The 1610-nt window shown below is 53.6% G+C and carries 3 protein-coding genes; all 3 read right to left on the minus strand.

All coding sequences use genetic code 11. The features are described from left to right. Window positions 1-154: 154 nt before the first annotated feature. Window positions 155-919, minus strand: coding sequence for a YdcF family protein (locus V6D20_24855; GenBank protein ID HEY9819012.1), 765 nt, complete (start codon window positions 917-919; stop codon window positions 155-157). A 54-nt stretch (window positions 920-973) separates the two neighbouring features. Then, complete coding sequence (locus V6D20_24860) at window positions 974-1126, minus strand: hypothetical protein (protein ID HEY9819013.1); 153 nt, start codon at window positions 1124-1126, stop codon at window positions 974-976. 276 nt (window positions 1127-1402) lie between these two features. After that, window positions 1403-1610 (minus strand): GDYXXLXY domain-containing protein (locus V6D20_24865; protein ID HEY9819014.1); only part of this gene is annotated, 208 nt, incomplete at its 5' end.

Below are 1610 nucleotides of genomic sequence, written 5' to 3' on the forward strand. Positions count from 1 at the left end.
TAAAACCACCAACGATGTGCGGCGAGAATTACTCAAAGCCAGCTGGAGCGATCGCAAATTGCTCTGGCGATCGCTCCTGGCCCAATAAATCCTGTTGTTAATCCTGCTGTTAGTCTTGTGGCATACCTGTGATCTACCCTACGACTTCAGACATCTACTCCAGACGTCCCAGCAAAACATAGCTGAGGAGACCGCCATACTCCCGCAGCACCAGCACCATCTTTTCCCGGTAGCCGAGATCATTCACCAGGGAGGTCATGTGGGGGATCACCTCAAAGCCTTGGTTTTGGAAGGTGAGGATCGATCGCCACATGTGGGGCGGATCGGTGATTAAAACAATGGTCTTGATGCCCTCCGGCAGCAGATTATAGGCGGTATAGATGGCATTTTCGTTGGTCGTCAGGGAGCAAACTTCACCACTCATCGCCGATGGGGGCACTCCCATATCCTCCAAAATCTCGAAGGGGGTGGTGCCGGAACCGCTGACGAAAATGAACGGTGCCCGCCCTGCCTGCCATAGCTCAGCCGCCGCTGCAAAGCGTCCACCGCCATCTAGGCGATAGGGTCGTCCTGGAAACACAATGGCATCGGCGGGGGTGCCCGGGTCGGGCGGCAGATGGCTGCTCAGCCCCCAGAGCGCTAGGTTGAGGCTAGGGGGCGACACTAAAACCAGGAAAGCGATCGCCCCACCCAGGGTTACCCGCGTCCAGGTGGGGCTCCAGTGGGGATGATGGCGCTTGGTCCACTGACGATAGAGCGTCCGTCCTAGCCAAACGGCGATCGCACAGGCCATGAGCACAATCAACCCTTTAATATGCAGGGGCAACGGCGTGAGTAGGAGCCGCGAAATAGATTTAGTAAACTGTGTCCAAGAGCTACCCAGTCGTGGGCATTCATTAAAGTCCATTAGATCGATCATGATCCAGCCTCCCCGATGTCGGCACTAGTAGATAGATAATGATTGGTATACGTCCTAGGCTGGAGTATGATGCCAATAGCCTATGGCTGAGGAGCGATCGCCGTTAGCGCTGGCGGCTGTCCTGACGATGGAGTCTGCTCGGCCATCCTGGATGGCATAGGCCGTATTCATATCTAATGTGCCCCAATAGCCAGTGAAAATACTCACGTCATCCTAAAAAATATAGCGGTGCTGAAAAGCAGGATGACTCCGCAACGTTTGAAGAAGGTTTCAGTGGGCGTTGCTGAATGACGATAGGATTTGCGCTGCTGAACCGCGAGCGAGACGCTCACACTCACGATTCATTCGCCATCAAGGTCGTGTGAGCATCGTACTCCCGTTCCCATTTCATATCTTCATTCAGCAATACCTTTCAGTGCTTCTAGTTCGAGGTTCATACCCTGATGCAGCACCACCAAACCTATGTCTGGCCTGAACGGCAGTCTAGAATTGATACTGGCGATCGCCCACCCAAAGGCTAATAGGCACCGCATAACCATTCCCTCGCACCCGTACTTCCACGACAAAGGGGGGCTCATTACCAAACGCTTGATTCAGCTCCATGATTTCGGTGTTGATGGTATCTCGTTGATCCTCAGGCATATAGTAGCGTTCTAAACCGTAGGTCACCTGTTGATAGTACAACTGTCCG

The sequence above is a fragment of the Candidatus Obscuribacterales bacterium genome (genome assembly GCA_036703605.1).
GTDB lineage: Bacteria > Cyanobacteriota > Cyanobacteriia > RECH01 > RECH01 > RECH01.